Origin of the sequence: Frankia sp. Mgl5, from assembly GCF_023242985.1 — a bacterium.
GTDB lineage: Bacteria > Actinomycetota > Actinomycetes > Frankiales > Frankiaceae > Parafrankia > Parafrankia soli.
The window spans coordinates 1-773 of record NZ_JALKFY010000409.1; the positions used below are offsets into that span (position 1 = coordinate 1).

1 protein-coding gene is annotated in these 773 nt (G+C 68.0%); it reads right to left on the reverse strand.

What is annotated here, in order from left to right; genetic code table 11:
• On the reverse strand, positions 1 to 773 hold a 773-nt coding region (locus MXD62_RS09870; protein ID WP_248829038.1), incomplete at both ends, for a thiamine pyrophosphate-binding protein.

Sequence of the window (773 nt, forward strand, 5' to 3'; positions counted from 1 at the left end):
GAGAAGCCGTAGGGGAAGGTGCGGTCCTCCAGGCCCTTGATGAACGAGGTGCCGCCGGAGGTCTGGATGACCGGGCAGGCCATCGCCTCGGCCAGCGCGCGGACGGATTCCCCCGCCCGGGAGGTGTGCACGCCGTGCCCGACGAGCAGGACCGGCTGCTTGGCCGCGCGGATGTACGCGGCAGCCTCGTCGATCCGGTCCTGACCCGCGGTCTGGTTCACCAACCGGTACGCCGACGGGGGCAGTGGCGCGGGAACGTCGAGTTCCTCGAGGATCACGTTCGAGGGGTACTCGATGTACACCGGGCCCGGCGTACCCGACAGGGCCTTGCGCAGACCCTCCCGGATGATCTCGTCGGTCTGGTCGGGGTACTCGATGCTCGCGCTGTACTTCACCGACGGCGTGAACAGGTCGGCCTGCTGCACGAACTGGATCCGCCCGCGGCGGACCCGCTGCTCGGTGATCCGGGCACGCTGCCCGCCCAGGAAGATGACCGGCGAGTTCTCGACCTTGGCGCACATCATCGCCCCGGCCAGGTTCGCGACACCCGGGCCCAGGGTGCCGATCGCCACCGCGGCCTTGCCGGTCATCCGGGACACCGCCTCCGCCATGAACCCGGCGGACTCCTCATGGTGCGGTGAGACCACGTTCCAGCCGCGTTCCTCGGCGAGGTGGAACATGTGCACGAAGTTCGGGTCCGGAATACCGAAGATCGTCTTGATCCCCTCGGCCTCGAACAACTGGAGGATGCGCTCGTAGACTTTTACCGCCAT